Raw genomic sequence first — 15,307 nt, forward strand, 5'->3', positions numbered from 1 at the left:
CCCTATTCACTTTCATCGATTTTTAAGCGGCCGTTCGTAATTCTGCCTTATATTATAAGATTATCATTAGAAAAACCTCAATTTTAGGCCGCTTCTAGGTTGACTTTTTTGGGAATGGTTGGTACTATAGAGATCGGAAAACAGAGAACTTTGTCGAATGTTTTGTCGAATACTGGCGACCAGGACAAACTCTGGACAATAGGTCCATTATGCAATATCATTCTAACCTTTAGAGAGGGGTAATTCCAAATGATGAAATCCACGGGTATCGTCCGTAAAGTCGATGAGCTAGGCCGGGTGGTTATTCCGATCGAACTTCGTCGTACGCTGGGCATCGGAGAGAAAGACGCGCTTGAGATTTACGTAGACGGAGAGCGCATCATGCTGAAGAAATACGAGCCTGCATGCATCTTCTGCGGCAACGCGGAGAACGTTACTTACTTCAAAGGTAAAATTGTTTGCAGAGAATGTTTGAAGGATTTGCCTTCACCTGTGACAAATTAAAGAAAATAGTTTATAATGAATTTGTAATCTTACAAATGTTAATTCTAACCTTTTTATAACTCCTTGCAACCCTCCCGAGAATTCGTATCGGGAGGGTTTTTTTTGCGATTCGGCGTTGTCGGCGATCACGCTTCCCCGAGTAACGCTTGGTACACGTCCCGCCGGGTAACGCCTCGATCAGAGGCCGCGGATTTCATCGCTTCCTTGCGATTCTGCCCCCTCGATTCGTAAGCTTCCACGTGCCCGGCCAGCGAGAGCTGCGACCACCATGCGGCCGCCGAGCCTTCGGATGCGGCGCCTTCGGCGGAGGCGGAGCGGCCTTGCAGCACGATGCAGCATTCGCCGAGCGGCTGGTTCTGTTCCACGTGGGCCAAACACGCCTCGACCGTTCCTCTGACCGCTTCCTCGTGACGCTTCGTCAGCTCGCGCACGATCGCCATTCCTCTTGATCCCCATCGCTCGGCGATGAAGGAGAGCGTCTTCTTCAGCCGGTGCGGCGATTCGTAGAACAAGATCGTGCCGGTCTCCCCTTCCAAGCCGTCCATCAGCTTCGCCATGCCCTTGCGCTCCCGCGGAGGGAACCCGACGAACAGGAAGCGATCGGTCGGCAAGCCCGAGATAATGAGCGCGGACAGCGCCGCGTTAGCTCCCGGAATCGGCACGACGGGGATTCCGTCCGCGACCGCCGCGGCCACGAGCTCCGCGCCCGGATCCGAGATGGCCGGAATGCCGGCGTCGCTAACGAGCGCGATGCTCTGCCCGTCAAGCAGCAGACGGATTAGCTCCGGACCGCTCGCTTCCCGGTTATGCTCATGATAGCTGACGAGCCTGTTCTGAATATCGTAATGCGTCAGCAGCTTGCGCGTCTGCCTCGTATCCTCCGCCGCGATCAACTGAACTTCCTTCAGCGTGCGAATCGCGCGGAACGTCATGTCTTCCAGGTTGCCGATCGGCGTGGCGACCAAGTACAACGTTCCCGGACGCTCTCTCGCCGCGAAGCTGCGCTGTACGCTCGCTGCTTGCACGTTCTGTTCCGCGCCCTGCGTGTCCCGCTCCGTCATTGCGTCTCCTCCTTGATATAAAAATCTTCGTCAGGCTCGAACGTTCTATCCCTCTGGCTTGCCGCTATCGATCGGCCCGTGCGTGCGTCCGTTCGTCCGTTGGAAGCCGGGCAGTTCAGCCGCTTCTCCGTAGAATACCGCGAGCAGCTCCGGCGTATAATCCCCGTCGTCTCCATAGACGATGACGGGCGGCAGCAACCGAACTTCCGGCCTGCCTTCGCGCGTTGCTTCTATTAATACCATGTTCGCTTCCGCTTCCTTGCGGGGGTGGACGAACCGGATTCGCTTCGGCTCCAGCTTGTGCCTCCGCATCAAGTCGATAATGTCGGCAAGCCGGGAAGGCCGGTGCACCATCGACACCCGCCCTCCGCGGCGAACCGACCTCGCGCATGCGGCTACGACGTCTTCCAGCTTGCATCCGAGCTCATGGCGCGCCATCGCTTGATGATGATTGCCCTTATGATCGCCGCTTTGCAGCGGAAGATACGGCGGATTGACGGTAACGGCGTCGTATAGCTCATGGTCGCCGCCAACCCGCCACTCGCGCAGATCCTGCTCGATGATCGAGATCCGCTCCCCGAGTCCGTTCAACCTGACGCTGCGCGTCGCCATGTCCGCGAGCCGCGGCTGGATTTCCACCCCGTCGATTCGCGCTTCCGTGCGGGTCGTCAACAAGAGAGGAATAACCCCGTTGCCCGTGCACAGATCGAGCACGCGTCCGCGAGGAGGAACCCCCGCGAACCGAGCCAGCAGCACCGCGTCGAGCGAGAAGCTGAACACCTCGGGACTTTGGATGATTTTCAAGTTATGGGTCAACAGGTCGTCGAGTCGCTCGCCTGGCTGCAGCGCCGCTCCGCCCTCTTCGTTCGCATCGTTCACGCTTCGTCTTCCTCCGTTCTCCGTCGAACCGGCCGTTCGCCGATCCGTCCTCTACGCCCACTAGCTTACTCGATTTCGCCGCTTCGTGCCAGTCCGGGGCACCGGAACGCATGGGATTGCATAATAAAAAGCCCCTTGCGGGGCTTACGTTTCATCTTATTTGGTCAACGGGTTCGAGATGAAGCCCCACTTACCTTTCTCGTTCACGGCCGCCAACCCGTCGCTGAATTCGTGCACGCGATCGAATTGAGGGGGGACGATCTCTGCGCCGCGTTTATCGACGAAGCCGTATTTGCCGCTCTTCTTCACGGAAACCAAGCCTTCCCGGAACGTTCCGACGCTCTCGTATTGCGGCTTGATGACCAACTTGCCCTTCGCGTCAATGAAACCGTATTTGCCGTTTAGCTTGACCGCGGCTAACCCTTCCGAGAAGTCGGCGATGTCGTCGTACGCAGGCTTAACGATTTCTTTGCCCGTCAGGTCGAGAAGCCCCCATTTGTTGCTTGTCGTATGGACGCGCACGACGTCTGGATACATGGATTCCAGTTCGGCCTTATAGTCGTAGAATTCGGCGGATTCGTACCCGTATAGCCGGATAACGCCCTGCTTCGTCGCCGGATTATAGATCCCCAGCTGATCCTTGGTCCGTACAACATAGATGCGTTTCCGTGCGGGATCATGGTAATCGCTGATCCGGACGTACTTCGCCGGAACGACCGGCTTGCCCGTCCGATCGACGATGCCGTATTTGTCCGCTTTCTTGACGATGATGAGTCCGTCCGCTTGGACTTCGACGTTCTGATATTGCGGAGGGACGATCGCTTTACGCGTGCGAAGGTCGATCGCTCCCCAGTCCGCATCGTGATAGTTCCCGTTCCGATCGACGATCTGTCTCTTCTGCAACGAGCCTTTCACGATCGGCTTACGCATGATGCCATACTCGATGATCGCTTGAGGGCCAACCTCCACCTCGTCGTACTTCAACGGAATGACCAGCTTGCCCTTCGTATCGACGACGCCCCATTTGCCCTTCTTCGCGACGGCCGCGTAGCCGGAGACGAACGAAGACGACATTTTGTCGTATTGGAACGGAATGACGATCTTCCCTTTCTTATCGATGACTCCCCACTTGCCGGATTTCCCGACGATCGCAAGCCCGGACTCGAACTTCGCGAAGACGCCCTCGTACACGGTCGGAATGACCAGCTTGCCCGTAAGGTCGATGAAGCCGAAGCGGTAGTCGTCGGATCCATGCGGCACGGATACTTGCGCAAGCCCTTCTTTGAATTCTCCGATTGATTGGAACCGAGCCTCTCCAAGCGAGTTGCCTGCGAGATCGAAGAGGCCGTACTTCTCGTCTTTCGCAACGGCGAGCACCCCGTCGCCCCGCCATTGGACTTCGTTATAGATCGGCTCCAGAATAACCTCGCCCGACTTCTTCTCGATCAATCCCCGCAGATTAACATAGCTGGCGGACTTGCCATCCGGAGCAATCGACTTCGTATACTTACCCGCAAGCGCATAACCGTCAATGAAGTCCTCGATCCAATCGAATCGCGGTTCAACGATGAGTTTCCCTGTCTTGTCGATGGCGCCCCAGTCTCCGCCTATCTCCACCGCGGCGAAGCCTCCTTGAAAATCCCCGACGTCGTCGTATTCGGCAGCAATTGTCAGCGGAGTCGCTTCCGATTCCGCATAGACCGGCTGCAGCATAGTCAGTATCATTAATCCGATTCCTAATCCTAACGCGTATCTCTTCTTCATTATTGCTTCCCCCAACGAGATGTCTATGATGATTAGTTCTATTTTGGTTGTTGGTGGGTATTTTTTCCATGGCCTAAAAGTCGCATTTTGGCGTATCTAACAAAAAAACCGCCGAGAGCGCTCGCTCCGGGCGGTTCGACAGTATGTTACTTGCTAAGGAAAGACAAACAGAACAAGCAATCCCCTTCCATCCGCAGGTGCCCGTAGTAGACGTTGCAGATGTGAAAGCCTTCGTGATATAACCGCGCCAGATTGTCGTAGCCTTCGCCGACGCCCGGCAGGGCCGCCGCGGGCTTGTCTCCCTTGACGGCAGCCGGTTGTTCCGCCGCTACCGGGAGAGCCTCCGCCGGCTCATTCTCTCGCTTGAGCACCTTGCGCAGCTGCTGATTCTCGATCCGAAGCCGCTGGTTCTCTTCGAGCAGCTCCTTGATCGTCTGCTTGAGCGCCCCGAAATCGGTGTGCACGGTTCCCAAATGCGTCTCAAGCTCATTCACGCGAGCGAATATATCTTTCATGAACAACCATCCACCTCAAGGCATCCGAGTATGTCGCGATCGTCACTTCAAGACGACGTCGTCAAAGGGCAGCTCTTTCACTTTGCCAAGTTCGAACAGCTGCACGTGAACGCTTCTGCTGCCGACGTTAATGCCGACGACTTTGCCTTCGCCCATCGAGGAGACGACGAGTCTGCCGACGGCCGGCAACTCTTCCTTGGCACTCTCGTAATTGTCGTGCTCGTATTTCAGACAGCACATGAGGCGGCCGCATAGCCCCGAGATCTTCGTCGGGTTCAGCGATAAGTTCTGGTCTTTGGCCATCTTGATGGAGACCGGTTCGAAATCGCCTAGCCACGAGGAACAACAGAGTACGCGCCCGCACGGACCGATTCCGCCGAGCATCTTGGCTTCGTCGCGTACGCCGATCTGCCGCAATTCGATGCGGGTCCGGAAGACGCCGGCCAAGTCCTTGACCAGCTCCCGGAAATCGACGCGCCCTTCAGCCGTGAAATAAAAGATGATTTTATTCCGGTCGAACGTGTATTCCACGTCCACGAGCTTCATCTTAAGCGCGTGGTCCTTAATCTTCTGCAAACCGACGGAGAACGCGTTCTTCGCGGCGCTGCGATTCTCGTCGACGGCCTTCGCGTCCGTCTCTCCGGCGACGCGAATGACCTTCTTGAGAGGCAACACGACGTCGGCTTCCCCTACGGTCTTCGGCCCGACGACGACCTTGCCGTATTCCACGCCCCGCGCCGTCTCGACGATAACATGTTGATCTTTGGACACCGGATGCTCAGCGGGATCGAAATAATAGATTTTGCCCGCTTTCTTGAAGCGGACGCCGACGACATCGTACAAATCTATCCCTCCCGCACGTTCAACAGAAATTGCTCAAGCGCCAATTGCGGCGGCACGTGAGCCTTGATTCGCCTTGCCGCCATAAGCGCGGACTCCATCACCGCCACCCAGCCGTCGATCGTCCGGGTCCATGCGGCCTTCGCGAGGAATTCTTCTTGATCCGGGAACACCAACTGCTGCTTTCGTCCGGTCATGGCGTAAATCATATCTCTATACCACAGCGCAAGCAGCTGCAGCAAGACTTCGACATGTTCCGAGAGGTCCGTCTTAAACACCTGCTGTTGCGCTTGCAGCACATTCGCAGAGAACCGGGACGGATGCTCCCTGCCTAATTGTATCACTACGTTTCGAATTTCTGCAAACCAATTCTCTTCTACCAACTTCCGGCTAGCCGCTAGGCCGGATGCCAGATTCACCGCGGCCCGCGAGAGCAGCGGCGGCTTGCCTTCCGCGATCAGCGCGGCTTCCAGCGCTTCCCGGTCTCCGGGCACGAACGCGACGAGCTGCGACCGGGACAAGATCGTCGGCAACACCGCCTGCGCGCTTGGCGCGAGCAGAACGGCGACGACCGGGGCCGGCGGTTCCTCGAGAAACTTCAGCAGACTGTTCGCCGCCTGCGTCGTCATCGTCTCGGCGTCTTCGATTATATATACCTTGTATCCCGCTCCGGCGCTCCGATACGACAATTCGCGCTGCAAGGCGCGAATTTGTTCGATCTTGACGGTTGCGCCGTCCGGCGATATGACGTGCAGATCCGGATGATTGCCATGCAACACCTTGCGGCAGGACAAGCATTCCCCGCAAGCGTCCGCGCCGCCGCGTTCGCAGAATATCGCTTGCGCGAACGCGCGCGCCATCTCCCGGCGGCCGGAGCCGCTCGGTCCCGCGAACAGGTATGCATGGGCGATCTTGCGCGTGGACAGGGCGCTTCGCAGCAGCGACTTCGCCCGCTCCTGTCCGTGTATGTGCTCAAAGCCCATGCTGAGAACTCCTTCGCGACCGGCAGGACAACGCCCTGCGATCGGCTAGAATACCAAGTTGATTAATATACCGCGTATTTCCCCGACCTTATTCAGCAGGTCGATACGTCCTTCTTCTGTCCGAAGCAGCTCGTCGCCCATCGCGACGAGCATCGCGTCCACTTCCTCGAGCAGCTTGTACCGCTTGCCGCGGCCGCGGCGATCCCAGCCTCTCGTCTCCTTGAGGCCGATGCCGCGCTTGATCGTATCTTCGAGGAACATCCGGACCATCTGACGGTAGAGCACGAGCTCCCGAACCGTCATCGAGCGGGCTAACCGGTCGCCTTGCAGGCGGATGTCTTCCAGCTTCCGCTGCAGCTCTTCTTGCGTGCGCTGCTCGTCCTGCTGCTGCATCATGTCTCCGAAGCTGAACGCCTGCTGCGGACGGTTCGCGGGCTCGCCCCTCGGCGTCGCCTTATGGATGAGCGGATACCCCGGCGGTTGTATCTTCATGTCCGATCACCGTCCAGTCGCATTAGAAGTGCTCGAATCGTTCGACTGGCAGGAGGAACACCGCCGCGCCTCCGACTTGAACTTCGACCGGGAACGGAATGTAGGAATCGGCCGCGCCGCTAACCGGCGATACGGGCGTAACGAGCTGGTCGCGCACTTTGCAGTTGGCGCGAATCACGTCGAGCGCGCTCTGCACGCGTTCGTCTTCGATGCCGATGAGGAACGTCGTGTTGCCCGCCCGGAGGAAGCCGCCCGTGCTCGCGAGCTTCGTCGCGCGGAAGCCTTCCTTAATAAGAGCGTTCGACAACCGATTGCTGTCTTTATCCTGAATTACCGCTATAAGTAGTTTCATCGTTCAGGCCCTCCTCGATCTTTGAATTGGGGTCTGTCTGCCTTACTATACAAATTGGACAAGTAACGCCGAAATCCTCTTTTTACGGGCCCTGGGGTTTACGCTTGAATAGACTAATTATAATATTAGACATCTTTAGAGTCTATTAAACCGAGCTTCCCGCATTTAATCGACAAAAGGAGCGACGCCGAGTCCGCTCCTTTACCTTATTCAAGCCTATGCGATTCCGCTACTGCCCACGAATCGGTCCAACGCATGCTTCACTTGACGGAAAACGTCGTCGACCGTGCCGTTCGCGTCGATAATCGCGATTCGCTCGGGGAATCTGCGGACGACTTCCTGATACCCTTCGCGCACCTTCTCGTGGAACGCGGACGGTTCCACGTCGAGCCGGTTGACCTCCCGGTTCTTGTTCGCGTTAATTCGCGCGATGCCGAGCTTCGGCTCGACTTCCAAGTATAGCGTCAAGTCCGGATACGTACCCTCGATCGCGAATTCGTTAATCCCGAGAATCTCGTCGATGCCCAACCCTCTGGCATGACCCTGGTACGCCAAGCTGCTGTCGATGAAGCGATCGCAGATCATCGTGCGTCCCGCTTCGAGGGTCGGCACGATCTTCTCGACGTAGTGCTGACGTCTGGCCGCCGCGTACAGGAGCGCCTCCGTCCGGCCGTCCATCTTCGTGTTGCGCACGTCGAGAATGATCGAACGGATCTGCTCTGCGATCTCGCTGCCTCCCGGTTCCCGCGACGCGACGACGTCGATTCCCTTGGACTCGAGATATTCGACGGCCTTCGTAACGATCGTCGATTTGCCCGCGCCTTCATTGCCTTCTATCGTTATAAAGTAACCTTTGCGCATGTACGGTTTTCCCCGATCATCAGTAGTACGACCCTCTGCTATTATATACAAGTCCGACGACCCGGTACAGCCTACCCGCTCCTCGCGAATATCCCCGATCCGACGAGCTTCGCCATGCCGTAAGCGGCCCCCGTAACGACGCTGACGACCATCAGGTCGAAGCAGACGTTGAACATGAACAGATGCTTGCCCATGTCCGCTTCCCCGTCCCCGATAATGGCGACGAACACGGCGAACAACCCCGCGACGCCGACGATCGCCATCGTCTCCAAGCCCAGCCGCAGCCTCCTCGACCGCGTTCGCAGCCATATCGCCGCGAGCGACAGGTAGTATATCGCATAAAACGCGACGAAGACGGCTAACGTTCGCGGCATATGCTCCGCCTTCCACTGGCTCCAAGCGCTGTACGTATACGATAACGCTCGCCACGGTTTGCCAGCGGATTGATCGTAGTTGCCCAAGTATCCCGGACGGATATAGACCGCATTGTCGGCCGCGACTTCGAGCTTCTGGATAAACCGCAACGGATGGCGCGCATAATAGAGCGCGATGTCCTTATGGCTCAGCTTCTCCAGCACTTCCCGGTGCAGAATCGGGTCGCCTTGGGGGATAACGGTATCTTTCTGAAAATAATTCGTTCCCGCGTTGCCCGCATACTTCTCCGGAATGCCCAGCTCCTTCATGTCCGCGGACAAATGAGGGGTATTCTTCAACACGCCGTAAAAAATCGACTGATAGAGGTTCGTGTGCTTCAGCCGATCCGGCGCGACGACGATCATGAGCGCCGAGCAGACGACAAGCGCCGCTATGCCCGTCCACACTTGCTTGCGCCATCTCCTGTCGTCTCGCAGCTGCAACATCCGCCAGGCGAGCGCCGCGAACGCGAACCCAATCGGAGCGTTCTGGATCTTGGAGGTAGCGAGCGCGAGCGCGGCCAAGGCGAAGAGAGCGAACATCGCGCCGCTCGGCTTGTCCGACGTGAGCAGCGCAAGCACGGCTGCTACCGTCAGCAACGTGGCGATTAAGGCGTACGGCTCGCCGAAGAACGATTGGAAGTAGACGACGTATCCGATATCGCCGAAGACGAAGACGATGCAGGCGGACAGCGCAAGGGTAACGGCGATCGTCGCCTTACGGCTATGCGCCTTGGGCGTATGCTTGATCAATAGCATAACGGCCCATACGTATAGCGCGGTATAACAAGCGCCGAGAACGCGGATATCGAAGTGCTCGGTGCTGAAGATTCTTCCGATCCACCCGGCTACGATTACAAGCAGGACGTGTGTGGAGAAGTACCCGCCGAACATATACCCGCCATAGCCGAATAAGCGATGCGCATAGCCGAAGTACCGGTCGTGATACGACTCGCCGGGATCGAGCGGCGCGATTCCCGCGCCTACGAGCACCCGGGCGTAATCCCCGCTATCCGCTACTCCGAGTACCGGGGGAATCATAATAAGCGCGACGATACAGATTGCCGAACCGATGCCGACGATCCATGCGATCGTGGCGCGGATATCGCGTGACTTCATGCTTGTTCTCCTTGAACGGCGATGTACGCGAGCGTCTCGTCGCCCGCGCCTTGAATTCGCGCGCCGCTGTCTCTCCAGCGCGCGAGCTGCCGTAACGTATGATCCGTAATGACCTCGCCCGGGTATAGAACCGGAATGCCGGGCGGGTACGGGATGATCCATTCTCCTGCCGTTAACCCGACGCTGTCCTCCAGCCGTACGGAACGGACGGAAAGTCTATCTCGGCGGAACGCGACCGGTTCCGGCACGGCGATGATCACCGGCGTGCTTAGGTTGCCCGCGCCGACCGGTTGCTCCGGCCAATCGCGAATCGAACCCGCGATCGCCCGCAACGCATCCGTCAGTGCCTCGCCGTCTGCCAACCGACTGCCGGGACCGAGTGCCAGTACGACGTAGCGGTCGTCCGCCATCTCCGCGAAGCAATGACGGGCGGCGAGCTCTTCCTGCAGCCGCTTGCCGCTCAGCTTGCCCGACGTATCGAAGAGCGTCAGCTTCAGCGGATCGTAACTCAGCGAATCGTTCGCATACGCCCCGTACCCGATGGCCCGGAAGGGCGTATCCTCTAACCGTTCCAGAACGAGCTTAGCCGCGGTTAACGCCGGCTCGAACGCGGCTGCGCCGCTCGTATCCAGCTGCCTTCTGGCAAGATCGAGGGACGCGAGCAACGGAAACGACGGGCTCGAGCTCTGTACCATGCGCAGCGCCTGCTTAATCGCTTCGCGATCGACAAGGCTGCCTTGCATGTGCAGCATCGCCCCCATCGTCATCGCGGACAGCATCTTGTGCGTCGACTGTACGACGACGTCCGCTCCCGCCCGCAACGCCGATTCCGGGAATGCCGGGTGAAAGCCCAGATGCGCGCCATGCGCTTCGTCGACAAGCACGGGTACGCCTCTTCGGTGCGCCAGCCGTACGATGGCCCCCAGCGGAGCGGTTATTCCGTAATAATTAGGCGCCGTTATAATGAGGCCTTGAGCGTTCGGATATCGGTCCAACGCCGCTTCGATCGCTTCCTCGGACGGAATGACGGCGAGCCCGGATAACGGATCGAATGCCGGCGTTAGCATGACCGCTTGGACGCCGGCTAACATGAGACCGTGGATGATCGACTTATGCACGTTGCGCTGGACGAGGAACAGATCGCCCGGCCGGCTCGTTCCGAGAATCATCGCGAGATTGCCCGACGTGCTGCCGCCGACCAGGAAGCTCGTCTCATCTGCGCCGAAGCAGGACGCGGCCAGCCGCTGCGCGTCCGCCAACGGTCCTTGCGGATGGTGCAGATCGTCGGTGTCCGCGAGCTCCGTCACGTCGAGCGGCAGCAGCGACCGATAGGCAAGATCCGCCTTCTTATCATCCCATGCCGCCCGTTGCTTGTGGCCCGGTACGTGGAAGGCATGACCGCGAAGCGACGCGTGCGCCTCCAATGCCTCGTACAACGGCGCTCTCTGCTTATCTATAGTCATCCTGAGAATCTCCTTATCCGCTTTTCCATTGTCCCATTGTATCAACTCGGCTTTGTTCTGCCAAATTTGATAAGTCGGTACAATGAAAGAAGCGTCGGTACCCCCATAGAGGCGCCAACGCTTCGTTCTAAGCCCGATTAGGCATGAAATTTAACCCATAATTGCCGCATTTGCCTGACGAAGAACGGATACTTCTCGTCTTCTACTTTCGTTTGAACCATCGTTGATTCGCATGAATGACAGATGAATTGGGTGACGATCGTAATGCCTTCTTCCTTCTCTTCCCCGCAGACGATGCACGTCTTGTGCGCATTCTCTTCCATCATCCCACCCCAGCCCTTTCCTATTGATGCCTTACAGTCTTCCCCGAAGTCTATGAAAATATACGCATTCATAGCGGAGAATCGGGCGAGCCCTAACATTCAATCCTCGTTAGGCCGATACTATGGTACAGAAGCTGTCAGGTAAGCAACGGGCAAGGAGGCTCATGGCTTGAATACGTCCACCGCTTCGAAGAACGACCCCACTTTCTATCATTATAAGCTTATCCGCCGAATCTCGCTTAGACCCGAGAGGAAATATAGTTACATGGCCACCGCGCTGCTCGTCCCCGCGGCCCTATTCGGCATCTATAGTTGGATCGGTTTGCTCCTGTCCGCCGCCGCCGCCGCGCTCATGCTGCTCGTCCATGCGCTTGTCCTTCGCATTACGCTTCGACGCGTCGACAAGTTCTCGGCCAAGAGATGGTCGTTCCGACGCGACTGGCCTTGGATCGGGCCGTTGCCGATTCAAGATACGCAACTGGCGCTGTTCCGCAGACTTCACTTCCATCTGATGCTCGTCGGTTGCTGCGTCGCCGGACTGTTCTATCCTTGGGCGCATGCTTCGCTCGTCATTGCGCTGCTCTATTGGCACTTATGGCTGCTCTCGCCGCGATTCCGACTGCTGCTGCAGCTGCGCAGAGAAAGAGGCGCCGGCATTATACGCCTGGCTTCCGACGAAGTCTCGTATTATCACCAATAACGAATAAAGCCCGCGGATGCGGGCTTTATTTTTTCGCGATATATTCGGTTTAATTACCGGCGATCGATTCGTTAAGACTCCTCAGCTTATCGGCGGAACGCTGCAGCAACGCATGTTCTTCCTCGGATAAATTCAGCTTCAGCACTTCCCGCACGCCATTGCGGTCGACGACGCACGGAACGCCGAGATATACGTCGCTAATGCCGTGGTAATCGTCGAGCAGCGTAGATACGTTCAGTACTGCTCCTTCATCGCGTAGAATCGCCGTGCAGATCCGGTCGAGCGCAAGCGCGATCGCGTAATACGTCGCCCCCTTGGCGCTAATGATCTGATAGGCCGCATCCCGCGTATTCGCGAAAATCCTTTCCTTATCCGTGTCCTCGATCTCGAGCGCCATTCCCGCCACGTTCGCCAGGCTCCATACCGGCAGCTCCGAGTCGCCGTGCTCGCCGACGATATGCGCGTGAACGCTGCGCGGATCGATGCCGAGATGGCTGCCGATCAAGTAGCGGAATCTCGCGCTATCGAGCAGCGTACCCGATCCGATGACGCGGTTGACCGGCCATCCGGATTTCTTAAGCGCAAAGTAGCTCATCACATCGACGGGGTTCGAAGCGAGCAACAAGATAGCGTCTTCGTTATATTTTAATACTTCATCCAGGATACTCTCCATAATAACGACGTTCCGCTTCAACAGCTCCGTACGAGGTTCTCCCTCTCGCTGGGCCGCGCCGGCCGTAATGACGATGATATCCGCACCCTTGCAGTCCTCGTACGTGCCCGCCCATAGCTTCGTGCCGCCGAGGAACGGAATGCCGTGATTCATGTCAAGCGCGTCCCCGCTCGCCTTCGAACGGTTAGCGTCGATCAGTACCAATTCATCCGCCCGGTCCCGCAGCATGAGCGTATACGCGGTCGTCGCGCCTACCGCGCCCGAGCCGATAATGACGATTCTCGATTTTTTCATTGCAGTCAGCCTCCTTGGTCATCTTCTTGCATATGCGGTTTGTTCACGTAGTTATACATATAAGCCATTAACATGCCGCCACCGATCATATTGCCGAACGTGACCGGTACGAGGTTATGAACGACGCCGCCCAACGATATCGTACCCGGATGATTCAGCACGAGCGCAATGGCGAACGTACACATATTGGCGATACTATGCTCGTAGCCGGAGATGAAGAAGCAGAACACGAACAGCATCATCGCGAACATCTTCGCTCCGTCGTCCTTGAACGACATCGGCACGAAGAAAGCGAGGCAGACGAGCCAGTTACATAGAATGCCCCGGAAGAACAGCTCCATTGCGGGAGTGTTCATCTTCTTGTCGACGACGCTGAGGAGGAAGCCATTCACGTTCTCATCGTCGAACAGTCCGGTCGTGTAGATCATGAACGCGAATGCCGCGGCCCCGAGCAGATTGCCCGCGTAGCTTGTCACCCATAACTTCGCGGTATCCCGCCACCTCAGCTTGCCCCGTAGCGAAGCGAACGTATAGTAGAACGTATTGCCGGTGAACAGGTCGCCTCCTCCGTAAGAGATTAGAATAATCGCGGCTCCGAACGTTATCGCGGCCATCGGGTAAGTCAGCGGGGAATGCTTCAGGTAAAAGTAATTACCCGTCTTGAACGCGACGATGACGCCGAAACCGATGAACATGCTTGCTAACATCGATCTGGCGATATATCTGAGCAGACTCTGCTCATAGATGGCGTGCTTCTTGAGCGCCAGCTGCTCGACCTTGCGCAGCGCTTCGACTTCCATACATCCGATCACCGTCCGTCTTCTTCGTCCTTGGTATTACACTAACATAACCATCGGATCGCCAACGTGACGTACATCACAGGCCGGTGCGTTTGGTAAGAGACGCGGTGCCATGATACGATGAGGGAAGGCAAGTACTTATTGGGTAGAAGTGAATGAGACCAATCGAGGAGGAATCATGATGGAGTTGATCTACCACGGCCACTCTTGCGTGCAGATCGTTACGGAGGGCAAGTCGATCGTCATCGATCCGTTCTTGCGGGGCAATCCGATCGCAGTGACGAAGCCGGAGGACATACAAGCGCAGTACGTGTTGCTGACGCACGCGCATAACGATCACATCTTGGATGCGCCGGCGATCGCGCAAGCGAACGACGCGACAATCGTCGCCGTCGTAGAGCTTGCGGATTACTTAAGCGGCAGAGGATTGAATTCGATCGGCATGAACTTGGGAGGAACGGTCGACCTCGGCTTCGCCAAGGCCAAAATGGTACCGGCGCTGCATAGCTCGGGCATTACGCTGGAGGATGGAAGCAGCATCTACGGAGGCGTGCCTGCCGGCTTCCTGATTCAAGCGGAGGGGCTAACCGTGCTCCATGCCGGTGATACGGCGCTATTCTCGGATATGAAGCTAATCGGGGATCGCCATCCGATCGATATCGCGTTGTTGCCGATCGGAGACCACTTCACGATGGGTCCGGACGATGCGCTGCTGGCCGCGCAATGGTTCGGCGCGAAGCTCGTCATACCTGTTCATTACAACTCGTTCCCGCCGATTCGCCAAGACGCCGAATCGTTCGTCGCTCGTCTGAAGGCGCAAGAGCAGCGCGGGAAGGTACTGGCACCGGGAGAACGTATTTCCGTTAAGGCCGGGGAGCTGTAACGGCAAGTTCTGCCGGTAACGCAAAGAAGCACCCGCGAGGGTGCTTCTTCTTGTTGACTCCAGCCTGGCAACGTCCTACTCTCCCAGGACCCTGCGGTCCAAGTACCATCGGCGCTGGAGGTCTTAACGATCGTGTTCGGGATGGGTACGCGTGGAACCCCTCCGCAATCATCACCAGACCAGAAGTCATTCGAATCAAGGCTTGCGCCTTGAAAACTGGATGCGAAACAAAGCGTTGGTGAAAGTGGTTGAAACATCCGCGGCCATCCGTGTCATTAGGATAAGCCCTCGACCGATTAGTACTCGTCAGCTGCACGCGTTGCCGCGCTTCCACCCCGAGCCTATCAACCTCGTGTTCTTCAAGGGGTCTTACGAATTGGGAAATCTC

At 57.3% G+C, this 15,307-nt stretch carries 17 protein-coding genes and 2 rRNA genes; 3 read left to right on the forward strand and 16 right to left on the reverse strand.

Going from position 1 to position 15,307, the window contains the following annotated elements:
* Positions 1–249: 249 nt before the first annotated feature.
* Positions 250–504 carry an AbrB/MazE/SpoVT family DNA-binding domain-containing protein gene (locus ACFQZG_RS25435; protein ID WP_027086730.1) on the forward strand — a complete coding sequence of 85 codons (255 nt, stop codon included), beginning with the start codon at positions 250–252 and terminating at the stop codon, positions 502–504.
* Positions 505–629: 125 nt separating this feature from the next.
* Here the strand turns inward: ACFQZG_RS25435 and rsmI are convergent, their stop codons facing one another.
* From rsmI to ACFQZG_RS25495, 12 genes are all read right to left on the reverse strand, one after another.
* Positions 630–1,565 (reverse strand): 16S rRNA (cytidine(1402)-2'-O)-methyltransferase, encoded by a 936-nt coding sequence (gene rsmI, locus ACFQZG_RS25440; RefSeq protein ID WP_378157559.1) that lies wholly within the window; start codon positions 1,563–1,565, stop codon positions 630–632.
* A gap of 45 nt (positions 1,566–1,610) precedes the next feature.
* Positions 1,611–2,444, reverse strand: a complete 834-nt coding sequence (locus tag ACFQZG_RS25445; RefSeq protein ID WP_378157560.1) for a tRNA1(Val) (adenine(37)-N6)-methyltransferase — start codon at positions 2,442–2,444, stop codon at positions 1,611–1,613.
* Positions 2,445–2,600: 156 nt separating this feature from the next.
* The gene (locus ACFQZG_RS25450; RefSeq protein WP_378157561.1) at positions 2,601–4,169 is read right to left on the reverse strand and encodes a WG repeat-containing protein; all 1,569 of its coding nucleotides are present in this window, start codon (positions 4,167–4,169) and stop codon (positions 2,601–2,603) included.
* A 185-nt stretch (positions 4,170–4,354) separates the two neighbouring features.
* Entirely contained in the window at positions 4,355–4,729 is a 375-nt protein-coding gene (locus ACFQZG_RS25455; protein WP_378157562.1) for an initiation-control protein YabA, read from the reverse strand.
* Positions 4,730–4,765: 36 nt separating this feature from the next.
* Complete coding sequence (locus ACFQZG_RS25460; RefSeq protein ID WP_378157563.1) at positions 4,766–5,566, reverse strand: PSP1 domain-containing protein; 801 nt, start codon at positions 5,564–5,566, stop codon at positions 4,766–4,768.
* Positions 5,567–5,568: 2 nt separating this feature from the next.
* Complete coding sequence (holB, locus tag ACFQZG_RS25465) at positions 5,569–6,546, reverse strand: DNA polymerase III subunit delta' (protein WP_378157564.1); 978 nt, start codon at positions 6,544–6,546, stop codon at positions 5,569–5,571.
* 45 nt (positions 6,547–6,591) lie between these two features.
* Complete coding sequence (locus ACFQZG_RS25470) at positions 6,592–7,038, reverse strand: YaaR family protein (protein WP_378157565.1); 447 nt, start codon at positions 7,036–7,038, stop codon at positions 6,592–6,594.
* Between the two features lie 22 nt (positions 7,039–7,060).
* Positions 7,061–7,390 (reverse strand): cyclic-di-AMP receptor, encoded by a 330-nt coding sequence (locus ACFQZG_RS25475; protein ID WP_378157566.1) that lies wholly within the window; start codon positions 7,388–7,390, stop codon positions 7,061–7,063.
* Between the two features lie 216 nt (positions 7,391–7,606).
* A complete protein-coding gene (gene tmk, locus ACFQZG_RS25480) occupies positions 7,607–8,251 on the reverse strand; it encodes a dTMP kinase (protein WP_378157567.1) in 645 nt (214 codons plus the stop codon).
* A gap of 71 nt (positions 8,252–8,322) precedes the next feature.
* On the reverse strand, positions 8,323–9,783 hold the full coding sequence (gene wsfD, locus ACFQZG_RS25485; protein WP_378157568.1) for a glycan biosynthesis hexose transferase WsfD: 1,461 nt from the start codon (positions 9,781–9,783) through the stop codon (positions 8,323–8,325).
* A complete protein-coding gene (locus tag ACFQZG_RS25490; protein ID WP_378157569.1) occupies positions 9,780–11,246 on the reverse strand; it encodes an aminotransferase class I/II-fold pyridoxal phosphate-dependent enzyme in 1,467 nt (488 codons plus the stop codon). The genes wsfD and ACFQZG_RS25490 overlap by 4 nt, the downstream gene beginning before the upstream one ends.
* 137 nt (positions 11,247–11,383) lie before the next feature.
* Complete coding sequence (locus ACFQZG_RS25495) at positions 11,384–11,572, reverse strand: sigma factor G inhibitor Gin (protein WP_378157570.1); 189 nt, start codon at positions 11,570–11,572, stop codon at positions 11,384–11,386.
* Between the two features lie 166 nt (positions 11,573–11,738).
* On the opposite strand from ACFQZG_RS25495, the gene ACFQZG_RS25500 reads away from it, so the two are divergent.
* The gene (locus ACFQZG_RS25500) at positions 11,739–12,269 is read left to right on the forward strand and encodes a transposase (RefSeq protein ID WP_378157571.1); all 531 of its coding nucleotides are present in this window, start codon (positions 11,739–11,741) and stop codon (positions 12,267–12,269) included.
* Positions 12,270–12,318: 49 nt separating this feature from the next.
* On the opposite strand, the gene ACFQZG_RS25505 is transcribed toward ACFQZG_RS25500, so the two are convergent.
* Positions 12,319–13,236: an L-lactate dehydrogenase gene (locus ACFQZG_RS25505; protein ID WP_378157572.1), complete on the reverse strand. Its 918-nt coding sequence runs from the start codon at positions 13,234–13,236 to the stop codon at positions 12,319–12,321.
* Positions 13,237–13,241: 5 nt separating this feature from the next.
* Positions 13,242–14,036, reverse strand: coding sequence for a formate/nitrite transporter family protein (locus ACFQZG_RS25510; protein WP_378157573.1), 795 nt, complete (start codon positions 14,034–14,036; stop codon positions 13,242–13,244).
* A gap of 178 nt (positions 14,037–14,214) precedes the next feature.
* On the opposite strand from ACFQZG_RS25510, the gene ACFQZG_RS25515 reads away from it, so the two are divergent.
* The gene (locus ACFQZG_RS25515) at positions 14,215–14,919 is read left to right on the forward strand and encodes a metal-dependent hydrolase (RefSeq protein ID WP_378157574.1); all 705 of its coding nucleotides are present in this window, start codon (positions 14,215–14,217) and stop codon (positions 14,917–14,919) included.
* A gap of 62 nt (positions 14,920–14,981) precedes the next feature.
* Here the strand turns inward: ACFQZG_RS25515 and rrf are convergent.
* Positions 14,982–15,098, reverse strand: a 5S ribosomal RNA gene (gene rrf / locus ACFQZG_RS25520).
* Positions 15,099–15,195: 97 nt separating this feature from the next.
* Positions 15,196–15,307, reverse strand: a 23S ribosomal RNA gene (locus ACFQZG_RS25525); the annotation flags it as partial.

It is taken from the genome of Cohnella sp. GCM10027633 (assembly GCF_042675445.1).
Classification (GTDB): Bacteria; Bacillota; Bacilli; order Paenibacillales; family Paenibacillaceae; genus Cohnella.